This window comes from Flavivirga abyssicola (assembly GCF_030540775.2).
Lineage (GTDB): Bacteria > Bacteroidota > Bacteroidia > Flavobacteriales > Flavobacteriaceae > Flavivirga > Flavivirga abyssicola.
Genome location: NZ_CP141266.1, coordinates 1113839 through 1129966, shown reverse-complemented (window position 1 = coordinate 1129966; position 16128 = coordinate 1113839). Strand labels below are relative to the sequence as shown.

General features: G+C 31.9%; 11 protein-coding genes. 6 read left to right on the top strand and 5 right to left on the bottom strand.

Annotation, left to right across the window (positions count from 1 at the left end; translation table 11 throughout):
• Nucleotides 1–163 precede the first annotated feature (163 nt).
• Both Q4Q34_RS04485 and Q4Q34_RS04480 read right to left on the bottom strand, forming a co-directional pair.
• Nucleotides 164–517, bottom strand: coding sequence for a hypothetical protein (locus Q4Q34_RS04485; RefSeq protein WP_303318570.1), 354 nt, complete (start codon nucleotides 515–517; stop codon nucleotides 164–166).
• A gap of 145 nt (nucleotides 518–662) precedes the next feature.
• Nucleotides 663–1898 (bottom strand): 3-deoxy-D-manno-octulosonic acid transferase, encoded by a 1236-nt coding sequence (locus Q4Q34_RS04480; protein WP_303318569.1) that lies wholly within the window; start codon nucleotides 1896–1898, stop codon nucleotides 663–665.
• A 129-nt stretch (nucleotides 1899–2027) separates the two neighbouring features.
• Between Q4Q34_RS04480 and Q4Q34_RS04475 the strand changes: the two genes are divergently transcribed.
• Complete coding sequence (locus Q4Q34_RS04475) at nucleotides 2028–3185, top strand: DegT/DnrJ/EryC1/StrS family aminotransferase (RefSeq protein ID WP_303318568.1); 1158 nt, start codon at nucleotides 2028–2030, stop codon at nucleotides 3183–3185.
• Nucleotides 3178–4200 carry a UDP-glucose 4-epimerase GalE gene (gene galE, locus Q4Q34_RS04470; RefSeq protein WP_303318567.1) on the top strand — a complete coding sequence of 341 codons (1023 nt, stop codon included), beginning with the start codon at nucleotides 3178–3180 and terminating at the stop codon, nucleotides 4198–4200. Before Q4Q34_RS04475 ends, galE begins: the two co-directional genes overlap by 8 nt.
• Here the strand turns inward: galE and Q4Q34_RS04465 are convergent.
• From Q4Q34_RS04465 to Q4Q34_RS04455, 3 genes are all read right to left on the bottom strand, one after another.
• The gene (locus Q4Q34_RS04465; protein WP_303318566.1) at nucleotides 4197–5321 is read right to left on the bottom strand and encodes a sensor histidine kinase; all 1125 of its coding nucleotides are present in this window, start codon (nucleotides 5319–5321) and stop codon (nucleotides 4197–4199) included. The two genes, galE and Q4Q34_RS04465, sit on opposite strands and share 4 nt — an antisense overlap.
• A 132-nt stretch (nucleotides 5322–5453) precedes the next feature.
• On the bottom strand, nucleotides 5454–6569 hold the full coding sequence (locus tag Q4Q34_RS04460) for a sensor histidine kinase (RefSeq protein ID WP_303318565.1): 1116 nt from the start codon (nucleotides 6567–6569) through the stop codon (nucleotides 5454–5456).
• Nucleotides 6570–6572: 3 nt separating this feature from the next.
• Complete coding sequence (locus tag Q4Q34_RS04455) at nucleotides 6573–7355, bottom strand: LytR/AlgR family response regulator transcription factor (RefSeq protein ID WP_246041025.1); 783 nt, start codon at nucleotides 7353–7355, stop codon at nucleotides 6573–6575.
• 535 nt (nucleotides 7356–7890) lie between these two features.
• On the opposite strand from Q4Q34_RS04455, the gene Q4Q34_RS04450 reads away from it, so the two are divergent.
• The 4 genes from Q4Q34_RS04450 to Q4Q34_RS04435 all read left to right on the top strand — a co-directional run bounded on the left by Q4Q34_RS04450 (nucleotide 7891) and on the right by Q4Q34_RS04435 (nucleotide 15884).
• A complete protein-coding gene (locus Q4Q34_RS04450) occupies nucleotides 7891–11085 on the top strand; it encodes a SusC/RagA family TonB-linked outer membrane protein (RefSeq protein ID WP_303318564.1) in 3195 nt (1064 codons plus the stop codon).
• 10 nt (nucleotides 11086–11095) lie between these two features.
• A complete protein-coding gene (locus tag Q4Q34_RS04445) occupies nucleotides 11096–12790 on the top strand; it encodes a SusD/RagB family nutrient-binding outer membrane lipoprotein (protein ID WP_303318563.1) in 1695 nt (564 codons plus the stop codon).
• 12 nt (nucleotides 12791–12802) lie between these two features.
• Nucleotides 12803–13696 (top strand): hypothetical protein, encoded by an 894-nt coding sequence (locus Q4Q34_RS04440; RefSeq protein WP_303318562.1) that lies wholly within the window; start codon nucleotides 12803–12805, stop codon nucleotides 13694–13696.
• A 703-nt stretch (nucleotides 13697–14399) separates the two neighbouring features.
• Nucleotides 14400–15884 carry a helix-turn-helix domain-containing protein gene (locus Q4Q34_RS04435; RefSeq protein ID WP_303318561.1) on the top strand — a complete coding sequence of 495 codons (1485 nt, stop codon included), beginning with the start codon at nucleotides 14400–14402 and terminating at the stop codon, nucleotides 15882–15884.
• The last annotated feature ends 244 nt before the right edge of the window (nucleotides 15885–16128 follow it).

Below are 16128 nucleotides of genomic sequence, written 5' to 3'. Positions count from 1 at the left end.
ATTAAGGAAACATTACGAAGGTATAATCTTACGAAGTAGGCTTAATAGAGGCATTTTATTGGTAGTAGAGAATAATGATCGTTTTTTAATAGGTATTAAATAAACGTATATAAATAAAAAAGACTGCCATATAGCAGTCTTTTTTTAAAGAATATTGTTGGTATTAGTGACCAGCTTCTTTCTTTACTTCTTCAACTTTGCTTTTTGCAGCGTCAGCAGCAGCATCTACTGCTTCACCAGCAGCTTTTGCAGCACCTTCTACAGCTTCTCCGGCAGCATCAGCAGCGCCTTCTACAGCTTCAGTAGCACTTTCTACAGCCGCATCAGCAGCTTCTCCAGCGGCATCAGCAGCAGCCTCTACAGCTTCTCCGGCAGCGTCAGCAGCGTTTTCTGCAGCATCAGTAGCGGCTTCTACAGCCGCATCAGCAGCGTCTTCAGCTTTTTTAGTATCTCTACAAGAAGTAAAAGATAAACTTAGTACAAGTAATAAAGCAGTACTTAATAATAATTTTTTCATTGTTCTTTGTTTTAGTGTTAATTATTTGAGTGTTAAAATACTGATTACTAATCAGGTATTAAAACGTTAGTCACGAATTTAATAACTTTTAGTATATTCTAAGAATATTATGTTAATTTTTTTAACAATTATTCTACGAAATACACTATATACGCAGATAATCTATTATTTGGATGACGGCACCTTTATTTTTTTGAATATAATCGCTACAATTTTTCCCACAAGACAAACGTTTTTCCTTGTTTTGAATCAATTCGTTTAAAATAGTATTAAACGATTCTTGATTCGAAATAGAGAACATACCATTGATATTTATCATGGCATTAGCCTCTGGAAATTTTTGATGATTAGGGCCAATAATAATGGGTACTCCAAATACAGCAGGTTCTAGAGTGTTATGTAAGCCAGTATGTCCCATAGCACCGCCTACATAGGCAATATTTGCATAGCTATAGACTTTGGAAAGTATTCCAATAGTGTCTATTATAAAAACCTGAGCACTGGCTAGTTGTTTGTCGTCCTTTTTAGAATATAGAACAGATGTAACGTTTAGCTTTTCCTGGATATTATTTATTTGAGAAGGCTTTATGTTATGGGGCGCAATAATAAATTTTACGTTTTTATGATTGCTGGAATTAATATAGTCAATCAGTAAGTTTTCGTCTTCAGGCCATGTACTACCTGCAACTACACATAATTTATCGTCTTTAAAAGTTTCAATAAAAGGTAAGTCGTTGTTTAATTCTAATTGACTAAAAACACGATCGAAACGAGTATCCCCACTAACAGTCACATCGTTATAGTTTATCGATTTCAGCAATGCTTTTGAAACGTCATTCTGGGTGAAAATATGTTCGAAAGTAAATAAAGCACGCCTTAATGCTTTACCATAGAATTTAAAATAAGGTTGATTTTTTCTAAAGGCAGCTGAAATTAAAATAGCGCGGCACTTTTTTCTTTTTAATTCATTTAAAAAATTAGGCCAAATATCGTACTTAACAAAAACACTAAGTTCAGGATTAAGAAGATTTACAAATCGTTTTGAAAGCTTTTTACTGTCTAATGGTAAATAAACAACAATATCTGCTATTGGTGAGTTTTTGCGAATCTCGTAACCAGAAGGAGAGAAAAAACTAAGAACAATTTTGTGTTGTTTATAACGTTTTCTTAATTCTTTAAAAACAGGAAGCCCCTGCTCATACTCACCTAAAGAAGCACAGTGAAACCATAACGTTTTGTCACCGGAATTTAAATGGTTTTTAAGAACTTTAAAACTGTTTTGACGACCAACAACTCCTTTTTTGATTTTTTCATTAAATAAGGAGGCGCATTTTAATCCAAAACGCAAGATGCCAATGCCTATGTTGTAAATAAAACTCAATTCTTTTCTTTGGTGCTAAAATACATTTCTTTGAAACAAATTCATTGGTTAGCGTAAAGGAATTTTGTAATTTTGTATACTGTTAACCCACGATTGGGTATTCATTAAAATTAGTCTTAATTTTTCTAGATGAAGAAAATTCAAATGGTTGACCTTAAAGGTCAGTATAATGGCATAAAAGATGTCGTTAATCATTCTATTCAAGAAGTTATAGAGAACACCTCATTCATAAATGGACCTAAAGTTCACGAGTTTCAAAAGAATTTAGAGCAGTATTTAGGAGTTAAGCATGTTATTCCTTGTGCTAATGGCACCGATGCATTGCAAATAGCCATGATGGGGTTGGGCTTAAAGCCAGGCGATGAGGTAATTACTGCTGATTTTACTTTTGCTGCCACTGTAGAGGTGATAGCATTATTACAATTAACACCGGTTTTGGTAGATGTTAATGAAGATGACTTTAATATAAATATTGAGGCTATAAAAAAAGCCATTACACCAAAAACGAAGGCCATTGTGCCTGTGCATTTATTTGGTCAGTGTGCTAATATGGAAGCGATTATGGAGATTGCCCAAACGCATAATTTATTCGTAATAGAAGACAATGCACAAGCTATAGGGGCATCTTATACATATAAAAATGGTAATAAAATCAAAGCGGGAGCTATTGGTCATGTAGCTTCTACGTCCTTTTTCCCATCTAAAAATTTAGGATGCTATGGAGATGGAGGTGCTATTTTTACAAATGATGACGATTTAGCTCATACCATTAGAGGTATTGTAAATCATGGGATGTATGAGCGTTACCACCATGATGTGGTAGGCGTGAATTCACGTTTAGACAGTATTCAAGCCGCAGTTTTAGATGCTAAATTACCAAATTTGGATAGTTATAACAAAGCACGACAAAATGCTGCTAAAAAATATAGTAAAGCATTTGAAGGCTATGAAAATATTATGGTTCCAAAAATATCGAATGGCTGTTCAGAGATTTGCGATACTTCATGCGATTGTCATGTTTTTCATCAATATACACTCAAAATAAAAGGAATTGATAGAGATGCTTTGGTAAAATATTTAAACGAGCATAATATACCTTGTGGGGTGTATTATCCAATACCACTTCATAATCAAAAAGCATACACAGATGAAAGATATAATGAAGATGATTTTAAAGTCACAAATCAATTAGTTAAAGAAGTTATTTCGTTACCAATGCATACCGAATTGGACGACGAACAAATAGCATATATTACATCAACAATTATTAAATTTATAAATGGATAAAATATTAGTTACTGGCGGATTAGGTTTTATAGGATCACATACCGTTGTTGAATTACAGAATGAAGGTTACGAAGTTGTTATCATTGACGATTTATCAAATTCTTCGGAAAAAGTGCTAGATGGAATAACTGCAATAACTGGTAAAACGCCTATTTTTGAAAAGTTAGATCTTAAAGAAAAAGAGAAAGTAGAACGTTTTTTTAAGAAGCATAATGATATAAAAGGGGTGATTCATTTTGCTGCAAGTAAAGCTGTAGGTGAAAGTGTAAAAGAACCATTGTTATACTATGAGAACAATATCAGTACATTAGTTTACATCCTTAAAGAATTAAAAAAATTACCTTCTGCTGGATTTATTTTTAGTTCATCTTGTACGGTTTATGGACAAGCCGATGAGTTACCAATTACCGAAAATGCCCCTGTGAAGCAAGCAGAGTCTCCTTATGGAAACACAAAACAAATAGGAGAAGAAATAATTAATGATACTTGTAAAGTGTCACCAAATTTAAAAGCGATTGCCTTACGTTATTTTAACCCAGTGGGAGCACATGAATCTGTGAATATTGGAGAACTTCCAATTGGGGTGCCTCAAAATTTAGTGCCTTTTATTACGCAAACAGCGATTGGGTTACGTCAGGAATTATCTGTATTTGGAGATGATTACCCAACACCAGATGGGACCTGTATTCGAGATTATATTCATGTAGTTGATTTAGCAAAAGCACATGTAGTTGCATTAGGACGCTTACTTCAAAACAAGAACAAATCTAATTACGAAACATTTAATTTAGGAACTGGAAAAGGGAGTTCTGTATTAGAAGTAGTAGAGTCTTTTGAGCGTGTTTCTGGAGTAAAACTAAACTATAAAATCGTAGGTAGAAGAGAAGGAGATATAATCTCAGCCTATGCAGATACCAATAAAGCTAATGATGAATTAGGATGGAAAACCGAATTATCTTTAGATGATGCTATGCGTTCTGCTTGGCAATGGGAGCAAAAAGTTAGAGAAAATTAAATATCGTTTTCAATTTTCGATATTGATAGCTGTACAGGAAATGTTATTGAAGTAACAACATGATTGTTTTTGTTAAACATTTCGAATTGATGGTTTTCTTCGTAAAGTGTTTGCAATCGATCTTTAATATTGGATAACCCATGTCCTTTTTTTAATAAACTCGATAGATTACTATCGAGTTTTTCCCCGTTATTTTCTATTATAATAAACAAGGCATCGAGTTTTTTGTAAATGTTTACAAATACATCTAATGTTACATGCTCTTCACTATATCCATGCTTTATGGCGTTTTCTATTATAGGTTGAATTAACATATTCGGAATTAAAATATTATCTAACCCAGTTTCAATATTTATATGAAATTTTAAGTTATCTGAAAACCTCATTTCATTAATATGAATGTATTTTTTAAGAATGAATAATTCCTCCTGAAATTCTATGAGATTCTGGTCTTTTTTGTCTAAAACAGTTCTTAACAAATCACTTAAACTTATAACCATATCTTTCGATTTTGAAGCGTCAATATCCATTAGGGAATAGACACTATTTAAAGTATTGAAAAGGAAGTGTGGGTGGATTTGAGATTGCAAAAATTTTAATTTTGTATCAGAAAGTTGAGCCTGTAAACGGGCGGTCTGGATTTTGTTTTCTTGAATTTTTTTGAAATAGAAGTACAGATATATAATCCCCAGAATAAGAAAGTATAAGGTATAATAATACCTAATATGTAAAACATATCTAGAAATATAAAAATCGGTAAACTCAAGAGACTTTAAGCTTTTCTCTCTTATAATTTCTGGAATATGGTAAATTGTCCAGGTAAACTGAGGTAACGTGATAGGGATTATTAAATGAAATGTAGAGACAATCCAAATCGAGGTCCTTTTTTTTATAAAAAAGTTGACAATGACAGATACAATAACCATGTAGATAATTACGCCTGTAAATTCCGCTAATTTGCCAAATATTTCTTCACCTTGTAGATCATAGTTTAAATTAAGAACTCCTTTTTTTGTAATAAACGAGCGTTGAAATACATCATATAAATTTAGGGTTAACTGTACTATTACTATTATTAAAATGAGTTTTAAATCGGTGTATTTTTTAAAAAAACCTATCATGATTTAAAACATTTGATTATAATATAAATGAACACCATACAAATAAATTACTTAAATATACTTTATAAAAATATGAGAGAATTAAATTTAAATTGAATTAAATGACTTATACAATATCTAGAAAAGGGCGTCTTAAAAACCTTTTTCGATTTGGGATATAGACAATTTAATCGGGATATTTACTTCAGTAATTACACTATTTGATTTGTTATAAATTTTTAACTTATAATTATTGTTATAAAGAGAGTCTAGTCTTTCTTTTATGTTATTAAGACCAGTCCCTTTTTTTAATAGAACAGAAAGTTTATCTTTCAATTCTTTACCATTATTTTTAATCTTCACTATAAGCTTATCATTTTTTCTAAAAATGTTTATAGTTATGTCGAGTGATAAATGTTCTTTATCATAACCATGTTTTGTAGAGTTTTCTACAATGGGTTGTAATAACATATTTGGCACCAAAACATTTTCTAAGCCCTCTTCAATATTAAGGTGAATATTTAATTGATCAGAGAAACGAGCCTTTTTAATGTGAATATATTTTTTAAGTATTTCTAATTCTTCTTGTAATTCAATGAGGTTTTGATCTTTTTTTTCTAAAACATTTCTTAGTAAATCACTTAGATCGACTACCATGCTTTTAGATTTTGCAATGTTTATGTCCATTAAGGAGTGGATCCCATTTAAAGTATTGAATAAAAAATGTGGGTGCATTTGAGTCTGTAAAAACTTTAAATGCGTTTTTGAAAGTTGATCTTGTAGTTTTATGGTTTGTATTTTACTTTCTTGAATTTTTTGAAAATAATAATACATATAAATCATGGTTACTAAGGACATATAAATTAAGAAATGTAAATCTATAAGTCTTATATAAGATGTAAATAAACTGGCGATAGAGTTTTCTTTCATTGGCCAGGGGCTTTTAAGTTGTTCCACAATTTGTGACAAGCCAATTGTAAAAGCACCAATAAAAAATGAGAAAAATAAATGTATAGATATAATATAAACTAATTTTGTCTTTTTCTGCATCAAAAGTTTGGTAGTAAAAGCTATAAACATCATAAAAATGACGATAATTGCCCAGTCTAATAAATTTGCAAAAATAAATTCACCCCAATCCACCTGTCTTTTAGAATAGATTCTTAAATAAGCATTCTTAGAAGCATAAATAACTACAAATATGAAATAGAACAAAGATAAAATGCCTATAAGTTTTAAATCTAAATATGGTTTTACCCTTTTAATCATAAATTAAATCCCCATTTTTTTCTGAAACTCTTTTTTATAAGTCTTACTAATTCTAAATAATTTTTCATCCTGCATTTTTACATCAATTTCACCATAGTTTGAGTATAGCACTTCAGAAATAAAGGAAGTGTTTATAATTGTAGATCTGTGAATTCTGGCAAAATTATAAGGTTTTAATTGATCTAATAAAGAGTTTAGGGATTCTCTTAAAAGAAATTTTTTGTGTTCAGTAAAAATCTCAGCATAATATCCTGAAGCTTGTATGTACTTAATATTATTTTTTTCAATAAAAGAAATTTTGCCGTTAGCTCTTATGGCCAGTTTGGTTTTTTTAGTTTCTGGAAAATCTTCGTTAGGATTTTCAATATAACGGAGCAAATCACTTATTTTTCTATTTAATATATTCGATTTGTTAGAAGTAAGTAACTCAATGACCTTATTTGTAGATTGAAAAAAGCGTTCATCTTTAAAAGGCTTCAATAAATAGTCAAAAGCAAAAAAATCAAAAGCTTTAAGAGCAAATTCATCAAAAGCAGTAATAAAAATGATTAAGGGTCTGGTTAAGGGATCTATTTGTTTTAAAACATCAAACCCTGTCATATCCGTTATTTGAATATCAAGAAATATTAAGTCAGGTTTTTTATTAGAGATGGCGTTTATAGCCTCTTTACCAGAACTACACTCTTCAAGTACTTCAATTTCTTTTATATCACTTAACAAATTTGAGATTCTTTTTCTTGCTAAGCTTTCATCATCAATAATTAAAGCTTTAATAAGATTACTCATAGGGGATTAATTTGGTATCCTAAAACTACTATAAAAAAATGACTTAAAATCATGTACAGATAATGTTCACTGCATAAAATGATAATTTCAAATCATAATAAATTTATTACAATTCATTAAAGAAGCTGTTTAAATCAATTTTTAATGGTTTCATAAATAGTAGACTTTCATTTTATAAATATGATAATAACACTGATTTTTGAGTATAATTTAATGATTTTTAATGAGTTATGTATTTTGTCGAATAATTGTTTAGGAAAGTTAAATAAGCGATGTAATCATTTACCGTCAAAATAAGCCATGTAAATTCAATAAATAACTACTTCAAATCAAAGTTACATAAAAGACACTATTAAAGTTCTTCTTTTACTAGTGCAATTGTAAAGGTAAGGCAGTAAAAGAGCTTTACAAAAAACCAGAGTTGCACTAAACTTTGGATTCATTTATGTAATTTTTTTGAATTAGTCTTTAAAAAATATTCTTTTCTGCCTTCCTTTCTTACAATCTGCATTGACTAACTCATAAAATAAATAAAATGAAAAAAAAGTTTAGTGGATTACTAACGCTATTACTAGCGTTTGTCGTGCAATTATCTTTTGCACAAGAAAAAACGATATCGGGTACAGTCTCCGATATTTCTGGTCTGCCGCTTCCTGGGGCAACAGTCCTTGTTAAAGGAACCACATCTGGAACGTCTTCAGATTTTGACGGTAAATATTCAATAAAAGCAAGTCAAGGCGCTGTCCTTGTGTTTAGTTTTGTTGGGTATACAAGTACCGAAGTTACCGTTAATGCTTCCAATACAATTAATGTGACATTGGAACAGGACGCAACAACACTAGAAGAGGTGGTAGTAACTGCTTTTGGTATTAAAAGGAATGCTAAAAACTTAGGATACGCTGTAAGTCAGGTAGAATCTAAGGAAGTTATTGAAAACTCAGAGCCAGATTTATTAAGATCCCTATCAGGAAAAGTTGCTGGTGTTAATGTGAATTTCTCTAATGGTGTTGCAGGAGCTTCAAACCAAATTAGTATTAGGGGGCAAACAACTATAGGTGGAGCCAGTCAACCGTTGTTTATTGTTGATGGTATTGCTTACGACAACCGACAAGTTTCAACAGTAGAATTACAACCACCAAGCGGGTTTAGCACTGGAGGTGGAGGATATGAGTCTGGTATTTCCAGTTTAGATCCTAATAATATAGAAACCGTAACGGTATTAAAAAGTACGGCTGCAGCAGCATTATATGGTTCTAGAGCAACAAATGGTGTTATTGTTATAACTACAAAATCCGGTTCATCACTTAATAAAGATGCAAATAATAAATTAAGTGTTAATATTAGTAGTGGAACGTATTTTGAAAAAATTGCAAACTTACCAGACTATCAGAACAAGTATGGACAAGGAACACAATTTAAATTTAATGCAGGTTCTAATGGGTCATGGGGACCAGCTTTTGACACTTTAGAAACTATTCCTGTTTGGAATAGCTGGGTAACAGCTTTTCCAGATGTTTATGGACCTGGTTTAATAGAAACGCTACCTTACGAGGCACAACCAAATAATGTTGAAGATTTATTTGAAACGGGAGTTGTTTTAGATAACTCAGTAACAGCCTCTTCTAGCAGCGAAAAAGGAAGTTTTAGTGTAACGCTTTCAGATTTACAACAAAAAGGTTACATGCCTTTTAATACTTATGAAAGAACGTCTTTTTCTGCTGGGGGTAATTTTAAACTTCCAAATAACATAACCGTTGGAGGTTCTGTTGCTTATTCAGATACAGATCAGGTAGGAGGTTTTTTTGGTAATCAGCAGTTTGCTGGGTCGTCATCTTCTTTTGCAAGATCATTATGGTTAGGACGTGCTTGGGATTTATCGATTCCTTTTACTAATCCAACTACTGGAGGTTCTGTTATTCCGAATACAGGATGGGATCACCCGCTTTGGTCATGGAAAAATGATCAAATTATAACCAATACGAATAGAGTCGTTACAAATTTAAATATTGGAGTACCAATTAACGATCATATTTCAGCATCGTTTAGAGTAGGTTACAATAAATATAATTTAAATAGAAGAGAGATTAGGCATCCAGCCTCTATAGCTTCAGCTTTAACAGGCGGAACACTTATAACAGATAGTGCTGTTAATGAGGATCTTGAATCTACTCTTTTATTGAATTTTAATTACGATTTAACAGATGATATTGGTTTATCTGCTATAGCTGGATTAAATACCTATCAAAATACTTTTAAACGAGATGCGAATTTAGGAACCACATTTATTTCTCCAAATATTTACACACTTGCGAATACCATTACAACATCTAATTTAGACGATTCTTATGAAAGAAAACGTAATGTTGGAGTCTTTGCAGATTTAACATTATCATACAAAGATTTTCTGTTTTTAAATGGAACAGGAAGAAATGATTGGTCTTCTACGTTACCGTTAGATAACAGGTCTTACTTTTACCCATCAGCCAGTTTGTCATTAATTGTTACTGAAGCGTTTAAATTAGATAGTAATGTGCTAACATTTGCTAAACTAAGAGGAGGTTGGGCGTCTGTTGGTAATGATGCCGCTGCTGAGTTTTTAAATACAACATTTGCATTAGGAGTTCCTTTTGCAGCAATTCCTGTAGTTGGAAATAGAGTAGGTCTAGGTGATCAAGAAATTACTCCGGAATTTACAGACGAAATTGAAATTGGAGCCGACTTAGAATTTTTTAAAAGACGCGTAGCTGTTGATTTTACATGGTATAAAAAAACAACAACCGATTTAATTTCCCCTGTATCTGTACCACGTTCTAGTGGATTTACATCATTTAATACCAATATTGGTGAAATGACAAATACAGGTGTAGAAATTGGATTAACATTGGTACCTATTCAAACAGATAATTTCACATGGAATATATTTACCACATTCACAAAAAACACCAATGAGGTAACCGAATTGGTAGAAGGTCTTGAAAGAATTAGGTTAGACGGTAACCAAATTGCATATGCTATTAAAGGCCAACCTTTTGGTGTCTTTTTTGGGTCACAGCATCTTAGAGATGATGAAGGGAATTATATCATCGATCAGTCTACGGGATGGATATTTCAAGACCCTGTCAGTGACATTATTGGTGATCCTACTCCAGATTTTAAAATAGGTTTTATCAATACATTTACCTATAAAAGCTTCAGCTTACGTGCTCAGATTGATTGGAGAGAAGGAGGCGATATACAATCTATAAGTATAGGATCTCTTTTAGGAAGAGGAGTTACCAGGGATACTGAAGATAGAGAACGTACACATGTTATTCCAGGTTTTTATGGCGATGTAAATGGAAATTATACACTGGATTCGAGTGGAAATAGAATACCAAATACAACACAGATTGATACTAACGATTTGTATTTTACAGGCGGTGGGCCTAGTAATACTTGGGGGATAAACTCAACAGACCAAGGAACCGTTTTTGATGGTACCGTGTATCGTTTAAGAGAATTAAGTTTAACGTATGATGTGCCATCAAAATGGTTAGATAAGACACCCTTTGGCAAAGTTTCATTTAGTGCGGTAGGTAACAATTTATGGTATTTTGCACCAAATGTTCCAAGATATACTAATTATGATCCTGAAGTCACTTCTTTCGGTTCTGGTAGAGTTCAAGGTATTGAAAACTCTTCGGCGCCAACTTCAAAACGCTATGGATTTAAAATCAACTTAACTTTTTAAATAAAAGAAAATGAAAAATATAAAATTTAAAAGGTATCACATATTAATAGTCTTTATGGTGACTGTATCCCTTTTTGGATGTAGTAACTATTTGGATGTCGATACTGATACGGATAACCCAACAGTAGCACCAATTAACCAATTGTTACCAAATATTGAAATAACAGTAGCGCTACTTGCCGATTGGAATAATTTCAGTGGTGAAGTTCTTGGAACACAAACACATCAAGGCGTTTCAAGAAGTGAACAAGATCAATATGGAACAAAAGCAGATAATATAGTTCTTAATAATGATTGGAATAATGTTTATTTAACTTTAACAGATTTAGAAACGTTAATCTCTCAGTCTGATGCAGAAGGAGCAACAGTTTATAAAGGGATAGGCGAATTATTAAAAGCCTATATGATGTCGGTTGCTGTAGATTTATGGGGAGATGTTCCTTATACTGAAGCTACCTTATTAATAGAAGGTACTGTTAGTCCAGTTTTTGATAGTTCAGAATCAGTATATCAAGCCGTTTTTGATTTAATTGACAGTGCTAAGACAAATTTAAGTAATCCAGCAGGTTTGCTTCCTGGAGCAGACGATTTTTATTATGCAGGTTCAGCCGCTCAATGGATTAAGTTTGCTAATACGCTTAAGTTAAAATTATTAAACCAAATACGCTTATCATCTTCTCCTTTGTTTAGTCAATCGGTATTGGATGCATTGGTAGCGGAAAACAATTTCTTCACCACAAATGCAGATGATTTTCAATTTACTCATACCGCTACAGTGTCACCACAAGACGAACGCAATCAGCTATTCCAAGCTGCTTATGGTGGCGCTCAAGTAGATCATTACATTAGTCCTTGGTTCTATGAAATTTTAATGGGAATGAATCCTAATATTCATACTAACAATAAAGATCCCAGAATACCATATTATTGGGCTAACCAACTAACAGCAGGACAGTTTCCCAGAGATCAATCAGACCCTATTTCTGGGGATCCTAGAGCCGATTATTGGGATGCTTCTACAGGCTTCTTTACAATCCGTTTTAGTAGTGTAGGCCCTTGGAGAGATGGAGCTGTTGCTAATGATGCTACTTTTCCTGGGATTTTCCCTTGTGGTGGTAGATATGATGATGGTTTAGGTTTTGCTAGAACCGTAGCTAGTGGTACTGGAGTAGCACCAAGGAGAATACTTACCTACGATGAGTTTTTATACATCGAGGCCGAGTTAATGCAAGTTGGATTAATTGCTGGTGACCCAGCTGCTAAGCTAACCGAAGCTGTTACTGCAAGTTTTGCTAAGGTAGATCAAGTGGTAGCAGGTACTGGAACAACTCAAACTGTTCCTGTTTTAAGCGGCTCTACTGCAGTTACAGATTTCATAGCTAATATTGATGCGGAATTTGCTGCTGCAAGCGCAGATAAACAGTTAGAAATAATCATGACCCAAAAATGGGTAGCTACTTATGGCGATCAGATGGATCAATATAATGATTATAGAAGAACAGGGTATCCCGTATTGGCAGATCCTGATGGAACAAATGAATATCAATTAGATAATGGTGACGGTTTTCCTTTGTTAGATACGGATACGGCGTTAAATAACCCATTTAATAGAACATTCTTTTGGCCAGATAATGAGTTGAATCTTAATGAAAATGCTCCAGCTCAAAAAACGTTAGCAACTTATAGAGTGTTTTGGGATAATTAAAAAACATAAAAAATGAAAAACATAAAATTTTTATTACTTATAACTACAATCATTATCGCTAGTTTTTCTTGCGATAATGATGGTGGGGATTCAGCGCTTGTTTTAGAAACAGGTGCTGTTCCAAATTTCGTTAAAGATGCAGCATCAGACCAGATATTCGATCTTACCAAAATATTGAATGGTACGGCAGTAAATCTAGCTTTTAATGCGTCGGTAGCACAAGGAACTCCTAGTTCTGCAGATATAATTGCTACGTATTCTACGTTGGCAGGACCAACGTATACAAGTGTATTATTTACTAATGTAACCTTACCTGGAGATTTTTCGTTAAGCACTAGTGATGTTATTGATGCCTTTGCAGAATTAAATAGCACTAATGATTTTCAACTTGGTGATGTTTTAACAGTATCTACCAGGTTTACCATGTCAGATGGTCGTGTTTTGAGTCTGTTAAATGACGATGGAACAGATAATACCGGTACTACAGTTAGTAATTCTGGATTATTTACAGCAAAAATAAGTTATCCAGTTTCTTGTCCCACCATGTTAGAAGGTAATTATATAAGTACTGTAATAGCATCAAACCTTCCAATTGCAGGTAATTTTAGAAGCCCTCAACCCGTTACAATAACGCAGCCTGCAGCAGGAACCTATAATTTAAGTGATGGTACTGCAGATATTTTTGGACCAGATTTCCCTATTGCTCTTGAGTTTACTGATGTTTGTGGGACTATTACTGTAACCGAGAATTCTATTCCATTTGGTTCTCAAGTTGCTTGGGTGCAAGGTGCAGGAACTAGTTTAGATCAAGATACTGGTGTAATTACGCTCGACTTAACATATACGGCAACCTCATGTTGTGGTTTGGCTGGAATTCAATTTACACTTCAACTAACACCAAATTAATATAGTTATTTAAAATAACTGCTAATCAATAAACTAGTGAAAGACTGCCTAAAAAGTGTCATTCTGAATAGAATGAAGAATCTCTTTAAAATAAATGACTCTGGTTATGAGTTAAATAAGATTCTTCGCGTTGCTCTGAATGACAAGATTAACCATTTTTTAGGCAGTCTTTACCATTGATTTTGATTTAGATCTTTTTAAGATTAATACTAATTATCTTAATTTGATAAAATGGATTATATGCGTGTTAACAATAAAATCAGTTTTGATAATTATTGACGTTAATGCTCGTTTTTTAAGAGTGCTTTCTATGGCATATCAAATGTGTTATGTTTGAATTATTTTGTGACGAGGTGTTATTATATTTTAACTGTTTTAGAAGGTTAATATAATCTTGAAAAAGATGAAGGTGTTTAATGATAAATAAACTACAAAGCCCAATTATTTTAAAAAGAAATTTACAAAAAAACTTTTCGCATTTTATAGTTTTTATGTTAAAAAAGCCACAAAATAAGGTAATATGAGGTATATTATTATCGGGAGTTACTTTTTTAAGTTTTTTTTAAGAATAATAGACGGCTTTATTTATAATTTCATGGTATGTTAGTTTTGCTGATAAAAAGCATTGTATAACCACTCTCAATCGACCAATTTGATGTCTTATAATTCAAGAATATTTCTTTTTGTTTTATGCTTATTTGTTATGTCTAACAAATTAGTTGCAGCTTCAAAGATACATGTTGCTCCAGATCTATTTTTAGTGCAACTAGATAGTTTAATAAAGCAGAAAAATATCAGTAATGATATGACTCAGTTAGAGCTATTAGTGCTTTATAATGACGCTTTAATTGAAAAGCATTCAGATTCAATCAAAATATTTAAAAATTTAGCGATTTTAAATGCAGATTTAGATCAACCCAAAGATGCTTTAATCTTTACTAAAAAGTATATTAATAATACGCTAGACTTTTCAATTTTAAATAATGGAGCGTATGATGTTATAAAAGATTCCGAAGAGTATAAAGAATTGTCCGAAACTTATTTATTGCAAATAGACTGGCTTACATTTTTGTTTCTATACGTTGCTTTAATTGGCTTTTTTTTCACCGTAATCATCAATTTTTCTAAAAAGTCAAATCGCTATGCAAAACTATTTATCAGTGGTTTTGTTGGGGTGCATTCGATGTTTATTCTAGAGTTTGTTCTTTACATATCCAATATTCAGTATAAAGCCCCACATACATATTTAATGACCTCATCTGTGGCGCTTTTATACGGGCCGCTGCTTTACTTCTATTTTAAGAGTGTTACGTATAATTTTAAATTTAGAAAAATAGATTTATTACATTTTGTGCCAACACTTGCTTTAATTGTGTTTTTATTTCCGATGTATTCACTCTCCGGTAATGAAAAAATCGAGCTCATGTTGGAATTAAATGATTCGTATGATATTTATAACAGATATGTAATATTCTTTTCAAAAGTAGCATCACTTGTTATATACGCTGTTTTAATAGGAAGACTTCAGTATGGTCGTGGTAAAAAAGAAATTAATTCAGAAGATAAAAAGCAACCTATTAATAAATGGAAGAAGACCATCTATAGAATACACATTATTTATCTAGTTTCTTATATTATCTATGGTTTGCCAGTAAGTGGATTATTGCTCTCTTTTCCATATTTCATCAACTATATACAGGTTAGTATTATGTCTACTATGGTCATTTATCTTGCTTATATGGCCTATGTGCAACCAGAAATTTTTAAATATGATTATGCATTAAAAGATGTTATGTGTTTAGAGAAGTATCAAAAATCAGGACTTACTAATGCGTTATCACAAGAACTCAAAGAGAATTTAATTAAGTTATTTGTTGAAGAAAAAATATATAAAGAAAACAATATTAATCTTGAAGTATTGTCTCAAAGATTAAATACAACTAGGCATAATACGTCTCAAATAATTAACGAACATTTTAATATCAATTTTTTTGAGCTTATAAATAAATTTAGAATTAAAGAAGCCATAAGCATTTTTAAAGAAGATGTTCATGGAAGCCTTAATATTATAGACATTGCTTATGAGGTAGGGTATAATAATAAAGTTACTTTCAATAAAGCATTTAAAAAAGAAACTTCACAAACACCTTCAGAGTTTATAAATTCTCAGCTTAAAAAAGTTAAATAACAAGTAAATTCAAGGTAAATTATCTTCGGTGAAGTAAGGTATTATAAGAGTTACCATCAAATAATAACTTTATTCTTTTTTTTACTCCTGCAATTGCAAACAAGGCAGGACAGTAATAGAACTTTACTTATCAAACATTTTAGATTCTTCTAAGCTTTAATTCCATAGTAAAGTATAATTTTTTGAATTAGTCACTTAAAAAACATCTTTACTACCTGCCTTTTTTCAATCTGCTTGACTAATT

Coding starts and splice junctions, on each gene's coding strand:
- galE (WP_303318567.1), top strand. CDS start 3,178: ATGGATAAAATATTAGTTACTGGCGGATTAGGTTTTATAGGATCACAT.
- Q4Q34_RS04455 (WP_246041025.1), bottom strand. CDS start 7,355: ATGAGTAATCTTATTAAAGCTTTAATTATTGATGATGAAAGCTTAGCA.
- Q4Q34_RS04465 (WP_303318566.1), bottom strand. CDS start 5,321: ATGATAGGTTTTTTTAAAAAATACACCGATTTAAAACTCATTTTAATA.
- Q4Q34_RS04485 (WP_303318570.1), bottom strand. CDS start 517: ATGAAAAAATTATTATTAAGTACTGCTTTATTACTTGTACTAAGTTTA.
- Q4Q34_RS04445 (WP_303318563.1), top strand. CDS start 11,096: ATGAAAAATATAAAATTTAAAAGGTATCACATATTAATAGTCTTTATG.
- Q4Q34_RS04450 (WP_303318564.1), top strand. CDS start 7,891: ATGAAAAAAAAGTTTAGTGGATTACTAACGCTATTACTAGCGTTTGTC.
- Q4Q34_RS04460 (WP_303318565.1), bottom strand. CDS start 6,569: ATGATTAAAAGGGTAAAACCATATTTAGATTTAAAACTTATAGGCATT.
- Q4Q34_RS04440 (WP_303318562.1), top strand. CDS start 12,803: ATGAAAAACATAAAATTTTTATTACTTATAACTACAATCATTATCGCT.
- Q4Q34_RS04435 (WP_303318561.1), top strand. CDS start 14,400: ATGTCTAACAAATTAGTTGCAGCTTCAAAGATACATGTTGCTCCAGAT.
- Q4Q34_RS04475 (WP_303318568.1), top strand. CDS start 2,028: ATGAAGAAAATTCAAATGGTTGACCTTAAAGGTCAGTATAATGGCATA.